Source organism: Microbulbifer mixtoriginis (SeqCode) (genome assembly GCF_052466715.1).
Genome location: NZ_CP174288.1, coordinates 3018626 through 3041465 on the forward strand (window position 1 = coordinate 3018626; position 22840 = coordinate 3041465).

Sequence of the window (22840 nt, forward strand, 5' to 3'; positions counted from 1 at the left end):
ATGTATTTATAAAGGGAAACCAAGCTCAGCGCAGAAACAAAAAACTATTCCATTTACCAGCGCCAAGTCACCGCTAGATAAGGTCCATGCTGGGTAATATCATAGGCAAAGCGACCATCAGAAAGTCGATCAGAATAATTAATACTGTAATATTGGTAGCCCAGGCGCAATGAGGTGGTTTTCCAGGCGCGCCAGTCTAATCCTGCCAATAGATTCCACTGCAAATCATCACCGCCAGCTCCAAAACCGCCGATTTCGGTACGCGCCCCCAGGGTCAGGCAGTCATTCACGGCAAAGCCCACACGGGTACCAATAGTCGGCTCCCACCAACTTTTGCGGCCGCCCAAACGATTTTGGATTTCTGGCATTCTGCCGATATCAATACCCACGCGGGCTTTCACTTCCTGCCTCAGGCGATTCCAACGTACACCCACGCCTATATCCCAAAAATAGCGCTGCTCGCTTTCACCAAAATAGCCTTGCAGTACCCGGTAAGCGCCAAATGCAGCCACCCACGCCTGATGAACATCCACATTCACATCGATATCAACATCTATATCCAACTGGGGATTTCGGGGTGGCGCAATCGTTGTGCCCTCATTTAAATTGAGGTGTACATAATAGAGGTCAGAAACTAGGCCAAAGCGTCCTCTCCAAGCTTCCAGACGTACAGAAAAAGCCGCATTAAGGAGCTCTAGGGTTTTTCTTAAGTTCAGATCCACATCCACAGTGGTATCCGCCACTGTGGCCTTTCCTTTGGTGCGAAGTGGCAGAAAAATGTAGGGGGTGGCCGCAAAGCGCCAGTCATCTACGGTTGTCGCAGGGGGGCGGCTCTGAGGCGCATATTGGGCTGAAATTGCACACGAAAAAAAAAGCGCTATTAACCCAGAAATAATTACCACCGCCCTTATTACTGACAAGAGCATCTCCATTTAATGGTTTTACCGAGGTTCAATCTCAATAAGCATCCATTAAGAATAGATAGCGATAGCCAGGCGGGGAATTAACCAAAGGGAAAGCACCGCGCCGGAAATGGCGCGGTGGTTGTAGGCACTTGGGATAGTGCGCAGGGTTTACGTTTTTGCTCGCTTAGTCGTTCACTTCAGGGCGCATATGCGGGAACAGAAGTACGTCGCGGATCGATGGAGAGTTGGTAAACAGCATTACCAGACGGTCGATGCCAATGCCCTCACCAGCGGTGGGCGGCAGGCCGTATTCCAGCGCGCGGATATAGTCGGCGTCGTAGTGCATGGCTTCGTCGTCACCGGCATCTTTCTCCGCAACCTGGGCTTTAAAGCGTTCGGCCTGATCCTCCGCGTCGTTCAACTCGGAGAAACCATTGGCAATCTCGCGGCCGCCAACGAAGAATTCAAAACGGTCGGTGACAAACGGGTTGTCATCGTTGCGGCGAGCCAGCGGAGACACCTCGGTTGGGTACTCAGTGATAAAGGTCGGCTGGTCGAGGCGGTGCTCTACAGTCTTCTCGAAAATCTCGATCTGTACCTTACCCAGGCCCCAGCTGCCTTTCAGCGGGATTTCCAGCTTCTCGGCAACGGCGCGGGCGGATTCGATATTGTCGATATCGGCCGCAGTCAGTTCCGGGTTGTAGTGCAGGATGGAGTCGAATACAGACAAACGCGCGAACGGCTTGGAGAAGTCGTAGCTGCTGTCCTGGTATTCCACAGTGGTGGAGCCCAGTACATCTTCACAGATTCCGCGCAGCATCTTCTCGGTGAGGTCCATCAGGTCGTTGTAGTCCGCATACGCCTGGTAGAACTCAAGCATGGTGAATTCGGGGTTGTGGCGCGTGGACAGGCCCTCGTTGCGGAAGTTGCGGTTGATCTCGTAAACCCGCTCAAAACCACCCACGACAAGACGCTTCAGGTACAGCTCCGGGGCAATACGCAGGTACATATCGATATCCAGCGCATTGTGGTGGGTAACGAACGGACGCGCGCTGGCACCACCGGGAATAACTTGCAGCATGGGTGTTTCCACTTCCATAAACTGCTGGGCGTTGAGGAAGTCGCGGATGTACTCGATCACTTTAGAGCGCACTCGGAACACTTCGCGGGCTTCCGGCGTGGCGATCAGGTCCACGTAGCGCTGGCGATAACGCATTTCCTGGTCGGCGATGCCGTGGAATTTTTCCGGCAGCGGGCGCAGCGCTTTGGTCAGCAGGCTGTACTCTTCACAATTGACGTAGAGGTCGCCCTTGCCGGATTTGTGCAGAGTGCCTTTTACGCCGACGATATCGCCGATATCCCAGGCACCAAAGCGCTCTTTAATATCTTTCTGTGCCGCTTTATCGGCATAGAGCTGGATGCGGTCAGACACATCCTGGATCACCATAAAGGGTCCGCGTTTAGCCAGGATTCGCCCCGCTACGCACGCCCGTTTACCCAGTTCTTCCAGCTCCTCTTTCTGTTTATCGCCGAACTCAGCTTGCAGGTCGGCAGCGAGGTTCTCGCGGCGAAAACTGTTGGGGAAAGCATTGCCCTTCTCGCGCAGAGCGGAAAGCTTGGTGCGGCGCTCGGCGATCAGTTTGTTTTCGTCTTGCTGGATATCAGTCATGGTGATCTATCAGTTTTGTGAGTGATATTACCCCTCGTCCCATTAGTGAGAGACGAGGGGCGCGGTGAGAGTGGAGTCTTTAAATCAGAGGCCGGCTTTGAGGCTGGCTTCGATAAACTGGTCCAGGTCTCCATCCAGTACTGCCTGGCAGTTGCTGGTCTGGACACTGGTGCGCAGGTCCTTGATACGCTGGTCGTCCAACACGTAGGAGCGGATCTGGCTGCCCCAACCGATGTCGGCCTTGCTGTCTTCCATGGCCTGCTTCTCTGCGTTGCGCTTGAGCATTTCCTGCTCGTACATTTTTGCGCGCAGCATTTTCCAGGCTTTATCGCGGTTCTGGTGCTGGGAGCGCTCGCTCTGGCACTGCACGACGATACCGGATTCTGTGTGGGTCAAACGCACCGCAGAATCGGTTTTGTTCACGTGCTGACCACCGGCGCCGGACGCGCGGTAGGTGTCTTCACGCACCTGGGACTTGTCGATTTCAATCTCGATATTGTCATCGATTTCCGGTGACACAAATACCGAGCTGAAAGAAGTGTGACGACGGTTGCCGGAATCAAACGGCGATTTGCGCACCAGGCGGTGTACACCGGTTTCTGTGCGCAGCCATCCGAAGGCATGGTCGCCGGCGAAATGCACAGTGGCACTCTTGATACCGGCCACTTCCCCCGCGGAGACCTCTTCCAGGGTGGTCTTGAAGCCGTGGGCTTCACCCCAGCGCAGGTACATACGCAGGATCATTTCCGCCCAGTCCTGGGCCTCGGTACCGCCGGAGCCAGCCTGAATATCCAGGTAGGCATTGTTCTCATCATTCTCGCCGGAGAACATACGGCGGAATTCCAGAATCCCCAGCTGCTGCTGGAGACCTTCGATCTCAGTGGAGACCTCCCCTACGGAGTCCTCATCATTTTCCTCGACTGCCATTTCCAACAGTTCGCGGCAATCGGCGATGCCGGAGTCGAGGTTTTCGATGGTATTAACCACCGTTTCCAGGGAAGAGCGCTCGCGCCCCAGTTCCTGTGCGCGGTTGGGGTCGTCCCAAACGCTCGGCTCAGCCAGCTCCAGCTCTACTTCGGTGAGACGTTCTTTCTTGCTGGCGTAGTCAAAGATACCCCCTAAGAACGTCAGTGCGCTCTTCGAGGTCTTTTAATTGATTGAGGAGGGGATTGATTTCCATGAACTTTAGGTGTCCGGACAAAATAAAAAGCGGCGCGCATTCTACCGCAGCGCGCGGGGGTCCTTCCAGTCAGCCAGCCGCTGTAAATTGCGCAAAATCCCTATTTGCCAAACTGGCCGGATAACTGCTGCAAAATCGCGCAGTCCGGTGAGTCATCACCGGCACAACTATCGATAAACGAATGTAGGGTTTCACGCATTGCCAACATATCGCGCAACTGGGTTTCCAGCATGGAGAGTTTTTCGTGCACCAACTGCTTGGTTTCGCGGCTGTGTCGCTCGGGATTACCCTTAAGCCCCAACAGAGTGCGTACCTCCTCTATGGAGAAGCCGCAGGCGCGAGCGCGCTGGATAAAGCGCAAGGTCTCCAGATTGTCCTCGGTGTAATGGCGGTAGCCATTGGCCTTGCGCGCGGGAGACACCAAACCGATCGATTCATAGTGGCGCAGGGCCTTACTACTGAGCCCCGAATGCTGTGCCGCCTGAGAAATATTCACTGCCAACTCCCAACCTATTGACCACTAGAGTTTCCCCTTAAGCGCTGTTATCCCGGCACTGGGAAAATTGATACTGCATCTTTTCGGCAGGGTCGTAACCCAGCTCCAGGGCGGCATCCAGAGCGTCCATACTGATCAAGTGCAACAATATATCCCCTGTGGGCGCACCACAGACAGCCGGAAACATTCGATCTGTGCGCACACCGCAGCGGGATTCCTGCACCATCAAACCATTTTCCCGTAACTTGGCCTGACTCTGCTGTAAAGTCATGCCACCGCCCTCACACTGCTTGCGGCCACTCTTGCGATAGACCCAAACCAGTTCACCCGACCTAGTTGCGGGAAGGTTGGACGTCACCTCTGGCTGACTGGAGCCCGGGGTATTCTCTACCTGATTTTCCATAACCTTTTCCTCCTTGGCTCCACCGCAGGCCGCCATAGCCAGTAAAGTCAGCACCAACAGAGCAGACAATTTTATTTTCACCATCACACTTCCTCCATAAAGCAATGGCCACCCAGCTTAAGACAGCGCCAGCCAGGCTCCCACCAATAACAACAAAGTACCGGAAATACGGTTAATTAAACGTACATTTTCAGCGCGTTCCAGCAGGCGACTGAGGGCCTGACCACCCCCAGCGTAAATCAGCAAACACAAGGTTTCCAGCAACAGTATGGTGGCGATCAACACAGAGAGCTGCGGTGCCAAGGGCTTGCTTTGGTTGATAAAGGGCGGTAACAGAGCAATAAAGAAGGCCCACCCCTTAGGATTTGCAACCGCAGTAATAAACCCCTGAACAATCAGCGCTTTTGCGGAGGGCCGGGCGCGCCCCTGTGCCGCATCAAGAGAAGCCAGCTGCCCCCGGGAACGCCACATCTGTATGCCCATCCAGGCGAGGTAGGCACCGCCGCAGTATTTAAATAGCTGAAATACAGTGGGATACTGCACCATTACCACCGCCGCACCGAGCACCGTAGCCAAGGCTACTAGCGCTACTCCTACCAGCTCGCCAACCATCATCCACAGGGTGTGGCGCACCCCCACCGTAATACCAAGGCTTAGGGCCAGCATCATGCACAGTCCCGGGGTTACCGAGGCAAAAAAGCTGGCAGGGACAAAAAGCGCGAGTACAGACAATTCCATTGCATTTTCCTAGTGATGGGTACCACTGTGGTTCCCATAATGGCTTACCAGCATCCCAGCCAGCATCAGGCCACAGCCAATCAATTCAGTGGTGTTAAGCATTTCATTAAGGAATAACCAGCCTGCCGCTAGAGCAAACACCGCCTCCAGGCTCATAATCACCGTGGCGTGGGATGGTGCCGCATGGCGCTGAGCCAATAACTGGAAAGTAAATGCCAGCGCAGTGGAGAAAATCATCATGTAGGCGATCGGCCAGGCCGCATCCATAGCGGACTGTATCGTTGCCTGCTCGGTGAAGAGGGATGCCAGGGCCGACAACAGACCACAGACCAGAAACTGAATACAGGCCAGACGCAGTGCATCGTAGCGTTTCACCAAGCGATCCGCAGAGAGCACCTGAATGGCGAAGACAAAAGCACTGGCAAACACCATCAAGTCGCCAACTAACTGAGATTCTTCACTGAAGTCCGCCAGCCAGTAGAGGCCAAATAAAGCCAGACCAATACCGCCCCAAGTCCAGCGATTGGTTTTATGCCCTAGGGACAAACCGATAACCGGCACCAACAAGAGGTAAAACCCGGTGATAAAACCAGCGCGGCCAGCAGTGGTGTAGAGCAGACTGATCTGTTGCAGCGCCGCACCTAGGAACAACCAAAAACCGAGTAGAGCACCGCCGGGTAAACAGGCTCTCCAGCGGTGGCTAACAGTATGTCCATTCGTCTCGCCAGGTTGGGCATCCCTGCGCGAAGATAGCCAATAAACGATGGGCACCAAAATCAGGCCGCCGAGGATAAAGCGCCAGGCATTGAACGCCAACGGCTCAATATCTGCCATGGCGATCTTTTGTGGCACAAAGGCGACGCCCCAGAAAAGAGCGGCTAATAACAGCAGGACTTCGGCCTGGACTTGTTTACGTTTCACTACTTTTTACTTCCAACCACGTTTTATTACTGCTGTGAACAAGCTCCAAGCAATTCACAACTTTCCGAAAGGTGCTCCTATATAGCCTCCAGCAGGCTCACCATTAATTGTAGGGATTCGCGCCCACGAAATTCATTGACGTCTAACTTGTAAGCCAGGCGCACTCGCTCGGTGGGCTGCGGCCACTGATCTGTATCTATATTAAAAGCAATGGCATCAAGGGCCAGCTGTGGCGCCTGCGGCGGAGCGACCACCATTTTCAGGTGCCGCTCGCCGACAATGCGTTGCTGAAGCAATAGAAACTCGCCATCGAAGACCGGCTCGGGAAACGCCTGTCCCCAGGGGGCACAGGCACGCAACAGGGCCGCGGTTTGCAGGGTGTAGTCTGCAATATCCAATTCACCATCGGAATCGATCACGGCCTGCAATTGATTCTCATCCAGGCGCTTGCGCACCACTCGTTCAAACTCCGCCCGGAAAGCATCGAGGTTTTGTGCAGGCAGACTCAACCCTGCGGCCATGGCATGACCGCCGAATTTACTGATCAGCTCAGGATTGGCTGCGGCCACATCGCTCAGGGCATCGCGGATATGCAAGCCGGGTATGGAACGCGCCGAGCCTTTTACCAGGTCGTTATCCCCTTCGGCAAAGGCAATTACCGGGCGGTGGAATTTCTCCTTGATACGACTGGCAAGAATACCCACCACCCCTTGGTGCCAATTGGCATCGTAGAGACACAGGCTCCAGGGAATTTCCCCCTCCAGCTGCAGTTCTTCCAACGCCGCTAGAGCTTCCCGCTGCATACCCTGCTCTATGGCCTTGCGGTCCCGGTTGAGCATATCCAGCTCCCCCGCCAACTCACGGGCTTCACTGGGATCGCGGGTCAGGAGGCAGCGGATGCCTGTGCCAATATCATCCAGGCGCCCGGCCGCATTGATACGCGGTCCTAGGATAAAACCAATATCGGTGGTGGAAAGCCTGCGTTGGTCTCGCCCGGCCACCTCTAATAAAGCGGAAATACCGGGTCGGCAGCGCCCGGAACGAATACGGGCGATACCCTGGTGCACCAGAATGCGGTTGTTGTGATCCAGCGGCACCAGGTCAGCGACAGTGCCGAGCGCCACCAAATCGAGATATTCAGCCATATTCGGCGGAGCGATACCGCTCTGCGCAAACCAACCGCATTCCTGCAGGGCACTGCGTAGACGACTCAACAGGTAAAAGATAACTCCCACACCAGCGAGATTCTTACTGGGGAAATCACAGTTCGGCTGGTTCGGGTTCACAATGGCATCGGCATCCGGCAGCTCACTGCCGGGCAGGTGGTGATCGGTTACGATCACTGTCATGCCTGCGGCCTTGGCCGCCGCCACCCCATCAATGCTGCTGATGCCGTTATCCACGGTGATCAGCATATCCGGGGCGTAATCCTTGGCCACCTCTACGATTTCCGGGGTGAGGCCGTAACCAAAATCAAAGCGGTTCGGCACCAGGAAGTCCACGCCCGGCGCACCCATGGCCCCCAGTGCCAGCACGGCGAGCGTGCTGCTGGTGGCACCATCGGCATCGAAGTCACCGACGATCAAGATCTTCTGTTGCGCCCGCACGGCTTCCACCAGCAGTGTCACCGCTGTATCCAGCCCCCGCATCGACTGTGGTTGTTGCAGCTTGGCGAGGCTGTGGTCCAGGGCTTCCTCGCTGACGATACCGCGACCAAGCAGTACCCTCTGCAAAATTTTGGGGGTTTCAGAAGCAAAACGGCCAGTGGAAAAATCCACTGGCCGCCGCTGAATTGTTGTATTCATTCTCTCTCAGCTATTTTTTTTGATCCGGCCGCCAAGTCCCTCGCTGCGCCAGCTAGTGCCCTTCGGACAGCATGGTCGCCATATAGTCGTGCACCTGGGACAAGTCGTTGGGCAGCACCTTGAATCGCTCTTCGCGTTGCCAGAGGTCCTGCATATGGGCCGGCAGGGGAATTTCGGTTTGTGGCAGTGCCTGCGCCACAGCATCGGGGAATTTTGCCGGGTGTGCGGTGGATAAGCAAACCATTGGCTGCTCGGCGGAGCGGCGCACCCTTCTTGCGGCCTCGACACCAATAGCGGTATGGGGATCGAGCAGATAGCCGGTCGCCAGGTACTGCTCACGAATCACCTCAATAGTACGCGCATCGTCGACCCTATAGCTGGAAAATGTCTTTTGGGCCTGCGCCAGGGCCGATTCGCTCAAGTGCATAGGTACACTGCGATCTGCCAGCAACTCCGCCACTGCGGCACCATCGCGGCCGTAGAGATCAAACAGCAGGCGCTCAAAATTGCTCGACACCATGATATCCATGCTGGGCGACAGGCTGTGTATCAGCGGTTTGGGCGTGTGATCGTTATCGCTGATGCAGCGGTGCAGGATGTCGTTGGCATTGGTAGCGATCACCAACTGGTCGATTGGCAAACCCATCTGCTTCGCCAGGTAACCGGCAAAAATATCGCCGAAGTTGCCGGTGGGCACGGAGAAATTTACTGTCTTATCTGGTGCGCCCAGGCGCAAGGCCGCGTAAAAGTAGTAGACAATCTGCGCCATAATGCGCGCCCAATTAATGGAGTTCACCGCCACTAAACGGCGCCCATCGGGTAAAAAAGACTGGTTGGCGAAGCTGGCCTTCACCATATTCTGGCAATCGTCGAAATTACCTTCCATGGCAATATTGAACACATTGTCCGACAACACTGTGGTCATCTGCCGGCGCTGTACTTCTGAGACCCGATTGTGGGGATGCAAAATAAAAATATCGATATTGTCGCAGTGGCGGCAGCCTTCAATCGCCGCCGAACCGGTATCCCCGGAAGTCGCCCCCATCACCACCACGCGCTCACCACGCTTTTTCAGCAGGTGGTCAAACAACTGACCGAGAAACTGCAGGGCAAAATCTTTAAAGGCCAGAGTCGGGCCGTGGAAAAGCTCCAGAATCCACTCGTTGGTATCGGTCTGCACCAAAGGCGCTACCGCCCTGTGACGAAACTGCCCCTGCCCCAAACCATAAGAGCGCTCGATAATATTGCGCAGCTCCCGCTCACTGAGATCCTCTCCCACAAACGGCCGGATAATTTCAAAAGCCAACCGCTGGTAATCCATACCCGCCATAGCCGCAATATCCACTCGGGAAAATTGCGGCAGTGACTCGGGCACATAGAGACCGCCATCGCTGGCGAGCCCGGTGAGGACAGTATCGGCAAAAGAGAGAGACGGCGCGCGGCCGCGGGTGCTGACAAATTTCACGGTGTTGTTTCGCTCTTGGATCTCGTAGGCAATAAAGAAAACTGGCGCCTATTCATAGAGAAAGGCGCCATCTAGCAATAGGGGAGAGGGCTTAACCGAGGCTCTCCACGCGAATACGCACCACTTTCCCTTCAACCGTATCCAGGGCCTCAATTTGTGTAACCGCTTCGCGCAGGCAAGCCTCCCTAGCACGGCTGGTGAGAATCACCACTGGGACCAACTCTTCCCCATCGACCGGCTCGTGCTGGATCAGGGCCTCAATGCTGATACCCTGATCGCTACAAATAGTTGCCACTTTGGACATAACTCCGGGCTTATCATGAGCGGAAATACGCAGGTAATAGCTGGTGACCACCTCTTCCTCCGGCAACACCAGGGTATCGCCCTGCTCTGCCAAGGCCACCCCGGCAGCCGGTACCCGCTGATCCGGCTTGGCATCCAGGGTGCGCGCTACATCGACAATATCGGCAATCACTGCCGAGGCTGTAGCTTCGGCACCGGCGCCTGCGCCGTAATACAGCGTTGGGCCCACCGCGTCGCCGTTGACCAGCACCGCATTCATCACACCATTTACATTAGCGATCAGGCGGCGCTGTGGAATCAGGGTTGGATGTACCCGCAGTTCCACCCCCTGCTCTGTGCGGCGCGCGATGCCCAGATGTTTAATGCGATAGCCGAGTTCATCGGCATAGCGGATATCCTCCGGACAAATGCGGCTGATACCCTCGGTATATACCTTGTCGAAGGCAAGCGGGATAGTGAAAGCCAAGGAAGCCATAATTACCAGCTTGTGCGCAGCATCGATGCCTTCTACATCGAAGGTCGGGTCTGCTTCTGCATATCCCAAAGCCTGCGCCTGAACCAGAGCCTCATCAAATCTACGCCCCTTCTCGCGCATTTCAGTGAGGATATAATTTCCTGTGCCATTAATAATACCGGCGAGCCATTCGATACGGTTGCCCACCAGGCCTTCGCGCAGGGATTTAATAATAGGAATGCCACCGGCCACGGCCGCTTCATAGGCAATGGTGACCCCCTTTTGTGCGGCTAGTTCAAACAGCTCATTACCGTGCTCGGCGATCAGTGCCTTGTTGGCGGTCACCACATGCTTGCCGTTTTCAATTGCCACCAAGACCAGCTCGCGCGCTACCGTGGTGCCGCCAATCAGCTCCACCAAAATGTCGACATTGGGGTTGTTGGCGACATCGAAGATATCGCGGGTAACATCCAGCTCACTGGTATCGCAATCGGGGTTGTCGCGGCGGGCCCCGACCTGCTCAATCACTACCGAACGGCCACAACGCGCGGCCACTTCGTTTCCATTGCGCGCCAGGACATTGATTGTTCCACTGCCCACCGTGCCCAAACCGCAAACACCGATACGCACTGCACGCTGCGGCTCTACCGCAGGCATCTGATCCGCCGCCTCTGCGACGTCTTCAATTGTTGCGCTCACAAATTCCCTCCGCGCGTAGGCCCCCGGCAATGCACCCCAACCTAAAATGCCACACCAGGAGAAGACGCAATAAAAACAAATAAAATTAACAAAATATCGACAACCTTACCGAGCTGAAAGCAAAAAAGTCAATAAAGTTGCGCCAGCCAGACTCCACCCTCAACGATGGGGTAAACGAAACTTTTGTCACCCAAAAGAACTCCTTGAAATAGGAGCCATCCTCAGTAGATGCTATAAGTGCATCTACTAGCATCAGGTACCAGCAACCTGCGAAATTGCATCCACCGCGCCTTTTCCAAAAAATGGGCGCACTGAAAAACGGACTCAGATAGCGGTCGAGTGATGAAAAAAACCCTTATCCTTTATACTGGCGGAACCCTGGGAATGCGCCGCAGTGAATCCGGCTATGTGCCGGACGCCGATCTTGAAGGTGCCCTGCAGCGCCTGCTACAGGATGTGATCGGCCAACTACCGAGCTATGACTTCCAGGCCCTCGACCCGCTCCTCGACAGCGCCAATATGCAACCCCAGGACTGGTACCGCATCGCCGCCCTGATACGCGACAACTATAGCCACTACACAGGCTTTGTTGTGCTGCACGGCACCGATACTATGGCTTATACCGCCTCTGCGCTGTCCTTCGCCCTGCAGGGACTGGCCAAACCGGTAGTGGTAACCGGCTCTCAGATCCCCTTGCGGGAAATGCGCAGCGACGCCTATAACAATTTAATCGCCGCCTTGCTGTTGAGCGGTTCAGATAGTATCGGTGAGGTCTGCCTCTACTTTAACGGCAAGCTGTTGCGCGGCAACCGTGCGGTAAAAGTTAGCTCCGGCTCACTGGATGCCTTCTCCAGCCCCAATTATCCGAGCCTCGGCGAAGTGGGCATCCAGGTGCATATCGATCCTAATGCTTTATTGATGCACGGAGACACACCGCAGTTTGAAATCCCCGATAACGCCGATGGCAGCGTTGTATTGGTGAAACTATTCCCCGGAATTACTCCGCTGTTTCTCAGTAAAGTTATTGAAGCACGCCCACGCGGTATAGTGATTGAAACCTACGGTACCGGCAATGCCCCCACCGACAATCAGGCATTTACCGAGCAGCTTACCAGAGCTACAGAGCTGGGAATTATTTGTGTGGCGGTATCACAATGCCTGGAAAACCATGTGGATCTCGGCAAGTACGCTGCCGGCTCCGCACTACTGCGCGCCGGTGTGATCGGTGGCCTGGATATGACCAGCGAAGCCTGCTATGCCAAATTGAATCACCTTTTAGCCATGAACTACACAAACAGTGAAGTTAAAGACTTAATGGAAACCCCGCTATGCGGGGAATGCACCCCCTAACAAAATCAAACGGGATTTATTGAGCAATGCGCAGAAAAAATTCTGCCAGCTTATCGTTGCAGATATAAATCCCGACGGCTTTTTATCGGGCGACCAAATGTGGCCAGGTATTGGTTTAGAGGAAAATACTGGGCATTTAGACCAGAAGCAGATACTCCTTGATGAGCAATAATTTTTCACAAAACTTACGCCTGCTGTGCAGTTTCTATCGCTCCATCGCCGAAGTGTGTCGGCGCATGGGTGTGAACCGAGCACAATTTAACAAATACCTCAGCGGCAATACTCAGCCCTCACAGTACACTCTCAGTAAAATCTGCCACTTCTTTGGTGTTGAACCCCATGAAATTTTGATGCCCGCCGAACAGTTTGAGCAAATTGTTCGGGTACGCCGCACCGCTACGACTGTCGAATCCTCCCGCCCCTACTCTATGGATATTGACTTGCTAATGCGGGAGTCACAGGGGCGCGCAGATAAATACCTGGGCTTTTACTTTGAATATCACTACTCGATGACTTTTCCCGATCATATTATTCGCAGCCTGCTGCATATCGAGTCCGATGGGGAAGGATATTACTTCCAGCGCTTCGAGCGCATGCGCTATCCAGATAGGGAGGAGTGGTACAAGTCCCGCTACAAAGGCATGCTGCTTTTTCTCTCGGAGCGTATATTTTTGATTGGCTACGAAGCGCTGACACGCAACGAAATCGCCCAGACAATCCTCTATCCCACCTATAAAAGCCGAGTGAGTTATTTATCCGGCCTCAAGCTGGGCGCCTCTGCCAGTGACCGGCGCGAACCCGTATGTACAAAAGTATTGCTGGAATCTCTTGGACGTAATATCAGCATCAAAAACGCATTAAAACTGTGCGGGGTATTTGGCCCGGATTCCGATGAGATCAATCGCAGTATTCGCGAAAATATCCGAGCCTCAAACACTGAAGGTCCACAGAGTTTTTTTGCCACTCCACTTTAAGCATGAATTTCTATTAAGGCCCAACCAAGAGGCCCAAATGATAACAACCACGGGCACCCCGTAACCCAGGTTAATCCTGGTTATTGGTGCACTTGCCCCTATGCAGATGAAGAGAAAGCAGAAGTACCATGACAAACGATTTCCACACCCTAAAACCCATGCCGGTATTCACTACCAGTAGTGAATACCGCATCGAAAAAGATTTGCTCGGAGAGCGCGAAGTACCGGCCGATGTCTATTTTGGCATTCAAACCCTGCGCGCCCTGGAAAACTTCCAAATTACTGGTATCACCCTCAACCACTTCCCTAACTTGGTCAAAGCGCTGGCCATGGTGAAGAAGGCTGCGGCTCATGCCAACTGCGAACTCGGCTACTTAGAAAAGAACCTGGAAGCGGCAATTGCCAAAGCCTGCGATGAAATTATTGAAGGCAAGCTGCACGATCAATTCCTGGTGGACATGATTCAAGGCGGTGCCGGCACCTCCACCAATATGAACGCCAATGAAGTAATTGCCAATCGCGCGCTGGAATTGCTCGGCCACAATAAGGGTGAATACAAAAACGCTCACCCCAACAACCATGTAAACCTATCGCAATCCACCAACGATGTTTACCCCTCCTCCATCAACCTAGCAGTCCTGCTCAGCTACAACGACCTGGTGCAGTCTATGGAGGAGCTGTGTATCGAATTTGATGGCAAAGCCAAGGAATTTGCACAGGTAATTAAAATGGGCCGCACCCAGCTACAGGATGCAGTACCCATGACCCTGGGGCAGGAGTTTGCCGCTTTTGCTGCAACCATTCGTGAAGATGTCGCTCGGGTTAAAGAGCTAGTAGCCCTGTTTAAAGAAATCAATATGGGCGGCACCGCAATCGGTACAGGTATTAATACCGACCCGCAATATCGTCAACTGGTTGTATCGGCACTGTCTGAAATTTCCAGCATCGACTTTGTCTGCGCGGAAAATCTAGTAGAGGCCACTTCTGATATGGGTGCCTTCGTCATGTTTTCCGGGGTAATGAAACGTATCGCAGTAAAAATTTCAAAGATCTGCAGCGACCTACGCCTTCTCTCCAGCGGCCCTCGCGCAGGTCTCAATGAAATCAATCTGCCACCGATGCAGCCAGGCTCCTCCATTATGCCCGGTAAGGTAAATCCAGTAATTCCCGAGGTGGTCAACCAGGTGGCCTACCAAGTAATCGGTAACGACCTGACAATCACCTTGGCAGCGGAATCGGGCCAGCTGCAGTTAAATGTCATGGAACCAGTTATCGCCTTCAACTTGCTACAGTCTATGCGCTTAATGACCCAAGCCATGCATACCTTGGCTCAACGCTGTGTCAATGGCATCAGCGCGAATGAAGAGCATTGCCGGCAGTTGGTAGAAAACAGTATCGGCCTGATCACCGCGGTAAATCCGTTTATCGGCTACGAAAATGCCACTCGTATTGCCCAGCAAGCATTGATGACGGGCGCGAGCGTCAAGCAGTTGATTTTGGATGAGGGGTTACTAAGTGAGGAGGAGTTAAATGATATTCTCGCTCCAGAGAATATGACTCAGCCACGTAAAGTAGCATTGAAGAGCCCGACTTAGATAAAAAAGCGGCCGCTTTAGAGAGGCCGCTTTCTTCCGCTGATCTTAAATACCCAGCTCTTTAATTAGAGTGGCTGGAGGCAGATAACCGGGCACAACCCTGCCATCCTCCATCACAATAGTGGGCGTGCCGCGCACATCGATCACCTCGTTACCCAATTTATATTGGGCGGCAACCGGGTTGTTATTGCAAACCTGCAAAGGCACGTTTTCGCGGTTCTTCAATGCGGTGAGCGTTTTATTGGTGTCATCGGCACACCAAGCAGTAGCGAGCTTGCGATAACCCAGAGATTGCAGGCCGCCGCGCGGGAATGCCAAATATCTTACTTCGATTCCGCGCTTATTCAGCTCAGGAACATCCTGGTGCAACTTGCGGCAATAGCCACAGTCGACATCGGTGAAAACATAGATACGCGCTTTGGTCTCGCCTTTGGGCGAGAAGACGATCATATCGTCGATGCTTTGGGTTTCCATCACCTTGGCCCGGCGAGTTGCTCGGCGCCCTTCAGAGAGGTTCGCAAAGCCTCCGCCAGTCTTAGCCTGGAACAGGTCCCCCAGAATAAAATGGTTGCCATCGGCTGAGACGAACAGAGTACTGCTGCCACCGTCAAGCTCTACTTCGTAGAGCCCTTCAATCGGGGTCTCACGCACTTCACCATAGGTAGGCTTGGGGTTACTTGCCTCAAGGCGGGCTTTGATTGTCTTCGCAACGTTTGCGTCGACCTCTGCAAGGGCCGCTGGGCCAAGCAGACCGAGCAGCACTCCAGCGAGCGCCAGCGGCTTCTTGATAAGCATCATTACCGATTGCTCCTTAAATTCTCAATGAGGTTCGACTCAAACGTCGGCCTTCAGTTCCAGCCAGTATGGCAGCTATATGCCATTTCAGATCCACATGGCGCGTTTTAACATATTCAGGCACTGGACACTACGTACAAACTCCCAAGTTGTGCGCTGATCTAAAGGATACAGGGGTAGATAGCGTAACTGTCGGGGACAAGGGGAGAAGCGTGAGGCCAGAAGTTCAAATACACTTCCATGAGCGATTCAGCCTTTCGGGCTTGGCACATGACTGGCCATAAAGGGAAGACTACGGATACAAAAAAGCCGGAGAATAACCCCGGCTTTTCTGCGAGCTGTATGAGAGGTGCTTAGTTAAGCTTCTCTTTAATACGTGCGGCTTTACCAGTCAGGCTGCGCAGGTAGTAGAGTTTAGCCTGGCGTACGTCACCACGACGCTTAACCTTGATGCTGTCAACCAGCGGGCTGTGAGTCTGGAAAGTACGCTCAACACCAACACCGTGGGAGATTTTACGCACGGTAAAGGAGGAGTTCAGGCCGCGGTTGCGCTTGCCGATTACCACACCTTCGAACGCCTGCAGACGCTCGCGGTTACCTTCTTTTACTTTCACTTGAACGATTACAGTGTCGCCCGGCGCGAAGGGAGGTACTTCGCTCTTCAGCTGTTCCTGCTCCAGCTGCTGGATAATTTTGTTAGTCATTTGGATTTGCTCCCAAATAGAGTTTATGTAGCTTCTCAGCTAGTTCACCGAACTACTCCCGCCTCCCGGCGAATCCGGCATCAAGTTTTATCGGATTTCCGCTCCTGTTGAATTTCTTCCAACAGTTGCTTCTGCTCCTTGTTCAGCTCCAGCCCATCCAAAAGGTCGGGTCGACGCTGCTGTGTGCGCGCCAGTGCCTGCTTCAGGCGCCAGCGGCGTATTCTTTCATGGTTGCCCGAGAGCAACACTTCCGGTACCGCCACACCCCGGTACTGTTCGGGCCGGGTATAGTGGGGACAGTCGAGCAAACCCGAGGAGAATGAATCCTCAACCGCCGACTGGTCGTGCCCTAGCGCGCCGGGAATCAGCCGTGTAATGGTATCCACCAACACCATAGCAGCCAGTTCACCACCACTTAGGACATAGTCACCAATGGACCACTCCTCGTCGATCATTGATTCGACGATACGCTCATCTACCCCTTCGTAGCGCCCGGCCAGCAAAACCAGATTGCCAGCGCCAGAGAGGTTTTCGACCCCGCGCTGATCCAGTTGCTGTCCCTGCGGAGACAGGTAGATAGTGCGTACAGCTTCGCCCTCTTCCCCAGCCCAGGCGCGCGCGGCCTGCAGGGACTGATAAAGGGGTTCAGCCATCATCACCATTCCGGGACCACCGCCATAAGGGCGATCATCCACAGTGCGATGCTTGTCACTGGTGAAATCCCGAGGGTTCCAGCAGCGTACTTCCAACAGGCCATCTTTGACGGCCCGACCGCTGACACCATACTCGGTCAATGCAGCAAACATCTCCGGAAAAATGCTTACCAGAGCGATTTTTTTAGTCATCGCTCAGCGCCTTAAAAAGCTGGGTCCCAGTCGACGGTTATTACACCGGCTTCCAGGTCAATATTGGTTATAAACTGATCCGGCAGATAGGGAATCAAGCGCTCGCGCTTATCCGCTCCACCGCGCACCACCATTACATCGTTGGCGCCAGTTTCCATCATGCGAGCGACGATACCAAAGTCGTGATCTTCGCCATCGAAATGGCTGACAACCTTTAATCCCTCGAGCTGGTGCCAGTAATACTCACCCCGCTCAAGCTCAGGCATCAGTTCACGAGCTACAGCTATATCGCGCTGGCAAAGTCGAGCCGCCAAATCGCGGTCATCAATGCCTTTCACATGTACTATTAAGCCCTTACCGTGACGCTTACCAGCGTCAATTTCGAGAGCTTCCCAACCTTTCGGCCCCTGCAAGCGCCAATTAGGGAACTGCAGGATGTTGTCCATCGGCTCGGTATAGGAGTGAACCTTGACCCAGCCGCGCACACCATAAACGGTAGTAACGCGCCCAACCGTGACCAACTCTTCGGAAGGTTTTCCGTTATCTGTCACAGGAGCACCACTTACGCGCAAATTAAGCAGATTCTTTCAGCAGCTTGCTGACGCGATCAGAAACCTGAGCACCGTGACCCAGCCAGTAGTCAACACGCTCACGATCAATGCGCAGACGCTCTTCCTGGCCACGGGCAACCGGGTTGAAGAAGCCAACACGCTCAATGAATCGACCGTCGCGAGACTTGCGGCTGTCGGTTACGGTCAGGTGATAGAACGGGCGTTTTTTAGCACCGCCACGAGCCAAACGAATGGTTACCATGTAACTTTCCTGTATTTTTTAACACTTGGCGACAGCAATAAGCTGTCACCCAAACATCTCTGCCGGCAGCTCACCCGGCTGAAAGGCGGCGTATTCTAATGTACCGCCAGAGATTTGTATAGCGATTCCTAGGACCCTCAGAGCCCCGAAAACCCTCACTTTTTCTTGAATCCGGGGGGCAGGCCACCGGGCATACCGCCCATTCCACCGAGACCTCCGGGCAGACCACCACCCCCGGTCATTCCACCGAGGCCGCGCATCATCTTGCCCATGCCGCCGCCCTTGAGCTTCTTCATCATCTTGCCCATCTGCTTGTGCTGCTTGAGCAGGCGATTCAAGTCTTGCAGCTGGGTGCCGGAGCCGGCGACGATACGGCGCTTGCGCGAACCGTTAAGAAGGTCAGGATTGCGGCGTTCGGCCGGCGTCATGGAGGAAATCAGGGCGTCCATACGCTTAAATTCTTTACCCATGTCGGCCTGTTGTGCGGCCTGCGCCACACCACCCATGCCGGGCATTTTCTCCAACAGGGAGCCAAAGCCACCCATGTTTTGCATTTGCTGCAACTGATCGCGCAAATCTTCCAGGTCAAAGCCTTTACCCTTCTGGACCTTTTTAACCAGCTTTTCGGCTTTCTCTTTATCGATCTTCTGCTCTGCTTCTTCAATCAGAGACAGAATGTCGCCCATACCCAGGATACGGGAGGCGATACGATCCGGGTGGAAGGTTTCCAGGGCATCGGTCTTTTCACCAACACCGATAAACTTGATCGGCTTGCCAGTAACATGGCGTACAGAGAGTGCCGCACCACCGCGTGCATCACCATCTGCCTTAGTCAGAATAACCCCAGTCAGTGGCAGGGCCTCATTGAAGGCGCTGGCGGTATTTACCGCATCCTGGCCAATCATTGCGTCGATAACAAACAGGGTTTCTGCAGGATCCAACTCACTGTGCAGCTCGCGGATTTCATCCATCAGCTGGCTGTCGATATGCAGACGACCCGCGGTATCGACAATCAGTACATCGGCAAATTGCTTGCGCGCCGCATCCACTGCACCCTTGGCAATATCCAGGGGCTTCTGATCAGGAGTTGAAGCATGGAACAGCGCGCCCACTTCACCTGCCAGAGTTTCCAGCTGCTTGATGGCTGCGGGGCGATACACGTCCGCACTCACCACCATAACTTTCTTCTTTTCCCGCTCCTGCAAGTATTTGGCTAGCTTGGCAACACTGGTGGTTTTACCGGCCCCCTGAAGGCCCGCCATCAAAATCACAGCGGGGGGCTGAACTGCAAGGTTGAGCGGCTCTGCAGCAGCACCCATCACCTTAACCAGCTCATCCTGAACAATCTTGACGAACTGCTGCCCTGGGTTCAGGGCCTTGCTAACCTTCTGCCCAACAGCGGCTGTGCGCACTTGCTGCACAAAGGCCTTCACGACAGGCAGAGCGACATCCGCCTCAAGCAGCGCTTTGCGCACTTCACGCAGGGTATCGCGGATATTGTCATCGGTCAGGCGGGCCTTGCCGGTGACTTTTTTTAGGGCCGCCGATAAGCGGTCACTCAGGTTATCGAACATAAATTCGTCTCGATTTCTCCGATTGCGGACAGGACCCCGGTGCGGAGGGCCGCGAAATTTTTTTGGGGAGTATCTCCAACTCCCACTCTGAGGCGCGGCAGTATAGCTCAGGTCCCGTCACAGCCGAAATATCACCAGATCTTCCCTGTTAAAGCGTGCTGTGACACACTCCTCCTCCACTGCTTAGAAGATACGGATCTAACCAATGGCGGCATTCGCCCACTGGACGGCCATCGCGCTATATATAGCTACCACCATTGTCGCGGCCAGGGCCCTTGCCCGCGCCCAACAGCCCGATCGTAAACTGCTCCTGGGCCTGCTCGCCGGAGCCCTGGCCACCCACGCAATATCCCTTGCGCAGACACTGTTTTCCTCAGCAGGCTATCGCTTTGATCTGTTAGCAATGCTGTCATTAATCACCTGGGTGGTGAACTTATTGCTGCTTATCCTAGCGGTGAATCGACCACTAACCTTGTTGATACTGATTTTTGCCCCGTTAGGAGCACTCACCGAACTGACCGCGTCCCACACCTGGGGAGGCGTTGCACCACACCAACAGTTATCTTCTGGGATTGCCATACACGCGCTGCTATCAATCTCCGCCTACTCCCTACTTACTCTTGCAACCCTACAGGCCATCTACCTTTATTACCTGAACCAGCAGCTACACAACCATCGGCCAGTGGGTGCCATGCGCCTGCTCCCCCCCCTGCAAAGCATGGAGTCATTACTCTTTGGGTTAATTGCTTTCGGCCAATTACTGTTAACTGCCTCCCTGATTACCGGATTTATCTTTGTGGGTAACCTTTTTGAGCAGGGCCCCCTACACAAGACAGTGCTCTCCCTGCTCGCCTGGGTGCTTTACAGTATTCTTCTTTGGGGGCATTGGCAGTGGGGTTGGCGCGGTAACACTGCCGTGCGTTGGACTCTGTGTGCCTTTGCTGCACTAATGCTGGCCTACTTTGGTAGTAAGTTGGTTATTGAGGTTATCCTTCAGCGCGGCTAAGAATACTAAAGAGGAGCCGTTTAAAGTCGAGTATAAGCAAACGGCACTGACATTCGCTCTCAGGTGCCATTTTCAGGAAGGAGACCAAACACCCCTTGATCTCCTCAACCGCCCCTATAGCCTTTACCGGGTTTATTTAGGTTTATAAGTGACCGGAAAACTTGCGGAGGTAGCCGTTCTGTTTCAATATCTCCGCTCAGAAATAAAAAGAGTTCTCCCTTGAACGAGATGCCCCCGGGCCTGCTGTTTAGCCTGCTTGCCCTGCTGATTGTGATATCGGCTTTCTTTTCCAGCTCCGAAACCAGCATGATGGCGCTGAACCGCTACCGCCTGCGCCACCAGGCCAAGAGCGGTCACCGCGGCGCCAAGCGGGCCATGGAACTGCTTGCCCGGCCGGACAAGCTGATCGGCGTTATCCTGATTGGCAATAATCTGGTCAATATCCTGGCCTCAGTAATTGCCGGTGCTGTCTTTACTCAACTGTACGGCGATGCCGGCCTCTTCTACGCTACCGGCGCTCTCACAATCGTTATTCTTATTTTTGCGGAAGTCACCCCAAAAACCATTGCCGCTCTTCACCCGGAGAGAGTGGCATTTCCTGCATCGCTAATTTTACGCCCACTGCAATGGCTTCTGACACCGTTTGTATTACTCGTCGGCAGCATATCCAATGGACTTGCGCGCCTGGTAGGCGTTGAAGCAACTGCTGGCAACGAGGCAGAACACCTAGCGCCCGAGGAACTTAGAACAGTGGTGTTCGAATCTGGCGCCCTGCTTCCCAGCAAGCACAAAGGCATGCTTCTCAATGTGCTGGACCTGGACCAGGCCACAGTGGAAGACATTATGATCCCGCGCAACGAGGTCATGGGAATCGACCTGGAAAACAGCGCCGATCAGATTCTCCAACAACTGGCAGAGAGTACTTACACCCGCCTGCCGGTATACCGGGGAGATATCAATCAGGTAGTGGGTATTTTACACCTGCGTCGCGCCGCACAGATACTGCGAGACGGCCCAGACAAACTCACAGCTGAACGTCTCAAGTCCTTTACCGGTGAACCTTACTTTGTACCCGAGGCCACCCCACTGCCCACCCTGCTAATGAACTTCCAGAAAACCAAGCGCCGCATGGGCTTGGTTGTGGATGAATATGGGGAGGTGATGGGGATAGTAACTCTAGAAGATCTACTGGAGGAAATTGTCGGCGACTTCACCGCGAGCCCAGTTCCCAGCGACGATGAGGAAATTGTCGCCATGGAAAGCGGCTGGTATATGATCGAGGGTGGAACCTCTATCCGGGATATCAACCGCACGCTAAATTGGGACCTGACCACCGACGGCCCAAAGACCTTCAACGGTCTCCTTATGGAGCACCTTGAAAGCATCCCAGATGGTAATATCAGTTTATTTATCCTCAATAACTACCAAGTGGAAATTGAAGAAGTTTCCGACAAAATGATTATCAGAGCCAGGATCAAAAAAATTGAGCGCTAGTCAAGCGCTCTACAACCTTGAGCTTAAGCAATATCCTCTAAGAGTTTCCTTACCGGGGCAAAACTCACCCGGTGCAGTGGGCTGGGGCCCAATTCTTCCAGGGCCTGCATATGAGCTTTAGTGGGATAACCTTTGTGGCCGGCCAGTCCATAACCTGGATAGCGTGCATCCAACTCCACCATCTCTCGATCACGGGTCACTTTGGCCAAAATTGAGGCCGCAGCAATGGCGGCAACGCGACCATCCCCCTTAATCACAGTATCGCAGGGATAAGACCAGTCCGGTCTTTTATTACCATCTACTAACACAAACTCAGGCTGTAGTGGCAACTGCTCCACTGCACGGCGCATTGCCAATAAACTCGCCTGCAGAATATTGATCTGATCAATTTCTTCGACGGTTGCACGGGCAATAGAAAAACTCAGCGCACACTCACAAATTTCCTCAAAGAGCGACTCTCGTTTTTTCTCACTAAGTTTTTTGGAGTCGGCCAGCCCCAAAATGGGCTCTGCTGGATCGAGAATTACTGCAGCCGCCACTACATCTCCAGCCAGTGGGCCACGGCCAACTTCATCGACTCCAGCGAAAAGATCACCTTTATAAGGACAGATGTACGGAGGTAATTCTTTTTTAACACTCATGGTTTATAAAA

General features: G+C 53.9%; 23 protein-coding genes. 6 read left to right on the forward strand and 17 right to left on the reverse strand.

Translation table 11 applies throughout. From position 1 onward, the window contains the following. Positions 1 to 53 precede the first annotated feature (53 nt). The 10 genes from ACJJH9_RS13355 to ACJJH9_RS13400 all read right to left on the reverse strand — a co-directional run bounded on the left by ACJJH9_RS13355 (position 54) and on the right by ACJJH9_RS13400 (position 10996). The gene (locus tag ACJJH9_RS13355) at positions 54 to 920 is read right to left on the reverse strand and encodes a hypothetical protein (RefSeq protein WP_444923068.1); all 867 of its coding nucleotides are present in this window, start codon (positions 918 to 920) and stop codon (positions 54 to 56) included. Between the two features lie 169 nt (positions 921 to 1089). Further along, positions 1090 to 2574 carry a lysine--tRNA ligase gene (gene lysS, locus ACJJH9_RS13360; RefSeq protein WP_444923069.1) on the reverse strand — a complete coding sequence of 495 codons (1485 nt, stop codon included), beginning with the start codon at positions 2572 to 2574 and terminating at the stop codon, positions 1090 to 1092. A gap of 84 nt (positions 2575 to 2658) precedes the next feature. Continuing rightward, positions 2659 to 3754, reverse strand: a protein-coding gene (prfB, locus tag ACJJH9_RS13365) for a peptide chain release factor 2 (protein ID WP_157533496.1) whose coding sequence is annotated in 2 segments (ribosomal slippage) — positions 2659 to 3681 and positions 3683 to 3754 — 1095 coding nt in all. Because the reading frame shifts where the segments join, the coding sequence is not laid out codon by codon here. Between the two features lie 100 nt (positions 3755 to 3854). Further along, positions 3855 to 4250, reverse strand: coding sequence for a MerR family transcriptional regulator (locus ACJJH9_RS13370; RefSeq protein WP_444923070.1), 396 nt, complete (start codon positions 4248 to 4250; stop codon positions 3855 to 3857). A gap of 37 nt (positions 4251 to 4287) precedes the next feature. Continuing rightward, positions 4288 to 4740 (reverse strand): hypothetical protein, encoded by a 453-nt coding sequence (locus ACJJH9_RS13375; protein ID WP_444923071.1) that lies wholly within the window; start codon positions 4738 to 4740, stop codon positions 4288 to 4290. Between the two features lie 30 nt (positions 4741 to 4770). Continuing rightward, positions 4771 to 5391, reverse strand: coding sequence for a LysE family translocator (locus tag ACJJH9_RS13380; RefSeq protein ID WP_444889752.1), 621 nt, complete (start codon positions 5389 to 5391; stop codon positions 4771 to 4773). Between the two features lie 9 nt (positions 5392 to 5400). Then, the gene (locus tag ACJJH9_RS13385; RefSeq protein WP_444923072.1) at positions 5401 to 6312 is read right to left on the reverse strand and encodes a DMT family transporter; all 912 of its coding nucleotides are present in this window, start codon (positions 6310 to 6312) and stop codon (positions 5401 to 5403) included. 77 nt (positions 6313 to 6389) lie between these two features. Beyond that, entirely contained in the window at positions 6390 to 8117 is a 1728-nt protein-coding gene (gene recJ, locus ACJJH9_RS13390) for a single-stranded-DNA-specific exonuclease RecJ (RefSeq protein WP_444923073.1), read from the reverse strand. A gap of 52 nt (positions 8118 to 8169) precedes the next feature. Continuing rightward, complete coding sequence (thrC, locus tag ACJJH9_RS13395; protein WP_444923074.1) at positions 8170 to 9582, reverse strand: threonine synthase; 1413 nt, start codon at positions 9580 to 9582, stop codon at positions 8170 to 8172. A gap of 91 nt (positions 9583 to 9673) precedes the next feature. Further along, positions 9674 to 10996, reverse strand: coding sequence for a homoserine dehydrogenase (locus ACJJH9_RS13400; protein WP_444925226.1), 1323 nt, complete (start codon positions 10994 to 10996; stop codon positions 9674 to 9676). 384 nt (positions 10997 to 11380) lie between these two features. On the opposite strand from ACJJH9_RS13400, the gene ACJJH9_RS13405 reads away from it, so the two are divergent. The 4 genes from ACJJH9_RS13405 to aspA all read left to right on the forward strand — a co-directional run bounded on the left by ACJJH9_RS13405 (position 11381) and on the right by aspA (position 14957). Continuing rightward, on the forward strand, positions 11381 to 12388 hold the full coding sequence (locus ACJJH9_RS13405; protein ID WP_252082632.1) for an asparaginase: 1008 nt from the start codon (positions 11381 to 11383) through the stop codon (positions 12386 to 12388). Positions 12389 to 12407: 19 nt separating this feature from the next. Then, on the forward strand, positions 12408 to 12560 hold the full coding sequence (locus tag ACJJH9_RS13410; RefSeq protein ID WP_444923075.1) for a hypothetical protein: 153 nt from the start codon (positions 12408 to 12410) through the stop codon (positions 12558 to 12560). Next, positions 12550 to 13362, forward strand: a complete 813-nt coding sequence (locus ACJJH9_RS13415) for a helix-turn-helix domain-containing protein (RefSeq protein WP_252082633.1) — start codon at positions 12550 to 12552, stop codon at positions 13360 to 13362. Before ACJJH9_RS13410 ends, ACJJH9_RS13415 begins: the two co-directional genes overlap by 11 nt. 128 nt (positions 13363 to 13490) lie before the next feature. Beyond that, the gene (gene aspA, locus ACJJH9_RS13420) at positions 13491 to 14957 is read left to right on the forward strand and encodes an aspartate ammonia-lyase (protein ID WP_252082635.1); all 1467 of its coding nucleotides are present in this window, start codon (positions 13491 to 13493) and stop codon (positions 14955 to 14957) included. A 45-nt stretch (positions 14958 to 15002) separates the two neighbouring features. On the opposite strand, the gene ACJJH9_RS13425 is transcribed toward aspA, so the two are convergent. From ACJJH9_RS13425 to ffh, 6 genes are all read right to left on the reverse strand, one after another. After that, a complete protein-coding gene (locus ACJJH9_RS13425) occupies positions 15003 to 15755 on the reverse strand; it encodes a DsbC family protein (protein WP_252082637.1) in 753 nt (250 codons plus the stop codon). Between the two features lie 350 nt (positions 15756 to 16105). Continuing rightward, a complete protein-coding gene (gene rplS / locus ACJJH9_RS13430; RefSeq protein ID WP_286037023.1) occupies positions 16106 to 16462 on the reverse strand; it encodes a 50S ribosomal protein L19 in 357 nt (118 codons plus the stop codon). A gap of 74 nt (positions 16463 to 16536) precedes the next feature. Next, on the reverse strand, positions 16537 to 17301 hold the full coding sequence (gene trmD / locus ACJJH9_RS13435) for a tRNA (guanosine(37)-N1)-methyltransferase TrmD (RefSeq protein WP_252082639.1): 765 nt from the start codon (positions 17299 to 17301) through the stop codon (positions 16537 to 16539). 11 nt (positions 17302 to 17312) lie between these two features. Next, positions 17313 to 17852, reverse strand: a complete 540-nt coding sequence (gene rimM / locus ACJJH9_RS13440; protein WP_444886821.1) for a ribosome maturation factor RimM — start codon at positions 17850 to 17852, stop codon at positions 17313 to 17315. 22 nt (positions 17853 to 17874) lie between these two features. Next, positions 17875 to 18114, reverse strand: a complete 240-nt coding sequence (gene rpsP / locus ACJJH9_RS13445) for a 30S ribosomal protein S16 (protein WP_226648429.1) — start codon at positions 18112 to 18114, stop codon at positions 17875 to 17877. A 155-nt stretch (positions 18115 to 18269) separates the two neighbouring features. Further along, complete coding sequence (gene ffh / locus ACJJH9_RS13450; protein ID WP_252082643.1) at positions 18270 to 19688, reverse strand: signal recognition particle protein; 1419 nt, start codon at positions 19686 to 19688, stop codon at positions 18270 to 18272. A gap of 205 nt (positions 19689 to 19893) precedes the next feature. Here ffh and ACJJH9_RS13455 point away from each other — a divergent pair, with 205 nt between their 5' ends. After that, positions 19894 to 20694, forward strand: coding sequence for a cytochrome C assembly family protein (locus ACJJH9_RS13455; RefSeq protein WP_444884187.1), 801 nt, complete (start codon positions 19894 to 19896; stop codon positions 20692 to 20694). 219 nt (positions 20695 to 20913) lie between these two features. After that, positions 20914 to 22188, forward strand: coding sequence for an HlyC/CorC family transporter (locus tag ACJJH9_RS13460; protein WP_444884186.1), 1275 nt, complete (start codon positions 20914 to 20916; stop codon positions 22186 to 22188). Between the two features lie 23 nt (positions 22189 to 22211). Here the strand turns inward: ACJJH9_RS13460 and rnhB are convergent, their stop codons facing one another. Further along, positions 22212 to 22829 (reverse strand): ribonuclease HII, encoded by a 618-nt coding sequence (gene rnhB, locus ACJJH9_RS13465; RefSeq protein ID WP_444923076.1) that lies wholly within the window; start codon positions 22827 to 22829, stop codon positions 22212 to 22214. Positions 22830 to 22840: the final 11 nt, after the last annotated feature.

Bases quoted from the DNA above. Each gene is read 5' to 3' on its own strand.
- ffh (WP_252082643.1), bottom strand. From the start codon at position 19,688: ATGTTCGATAACCTGAGTGACCGCTTATCGGCGGCCCTAAAAAAAGTC.
- ACJJH9_RS13405 (WP_252082632.1), top strand. From the start codon at position 11,381: ATGAAAAAAACCCTTATCCTTTATACTGGCGGAACCCTGGGAATGCGC.
- rpsP (WP_226648429.1), bottom strand. From the start codon at position 18,114: ATGGTAACCATTCGTTTGGCTCGTGGCGGTGCTAAAAAACGCCCGTTC.
- rnhB (WP_444923076.1), bottom strand. From the start codon at position 22,829: ATGAGTGTTAAAAAAGAATTACCTCCGTACATCTGTCCTTATAAAGGT.
- ACJJH9_RS13380 (WP_444889752.1), bottom strand. From the start codon at position 5,391: ATGGAATTGTCTGTACTCGCGCTTTTTGTCCCTGCCAGCTTTTTTGCC.
- lysS (WP_444923069.1), bottom strand. From the start codon at position 2,574: ATGACTGATATCCAGCAAGACGAAAACAAACTGATCGCCGAGCGCCGC.
- ACJJH9_RS13400 (WP_444925226.1), bottom strand. From the start codon at position 10,996: ATGCCTGCGGTAGAGCCGCAGCGTGCAGTGCGTATCGGTGTTTGCGGT.
- aspA (WP_252082635.1), top strand. From the start codon at position 13,491: ATGACAAACGATTTCCACACCCTAAAACCCATGCCGGTATTCACTACC.
- trmD (WP_252082639.1), bottom strand. From the start codon at position 17,301: ATGACTAAAAAAATCGCTCTGGTAAGCATTTTTCCGGAGATGTTTGCT.
- ACJJH9_RS13425 (WP_252082637.1), bottom strand. From the start codon at position 15,755: ATGATGCTTATCAAGAAGCCGCTGGCGCTCGCTGGAGTGCTGCTCGGT.
- ACJJH9_RS13415 (WP_252082633.1), top strand. From the start codon at position 12,550: ATGAGCAATAATTTTTCACAAAACTTACGCCTGCTGTGCAGTTTCTAT.
- ACJJH9_RS13455 (WP_444884187.1), top strand. From the start codon at position 19,894: ATGGCGGCATTCGCCCACTGGACGGCCATCGCGCTATATATAGCTACC.
- recJ (WP_444923073.1), bottom strand. From the start codon at position 8,117: ATGAATACAACAATTCAGCGGCGGCCAGTGGATTTTTCCACTGGCCGT.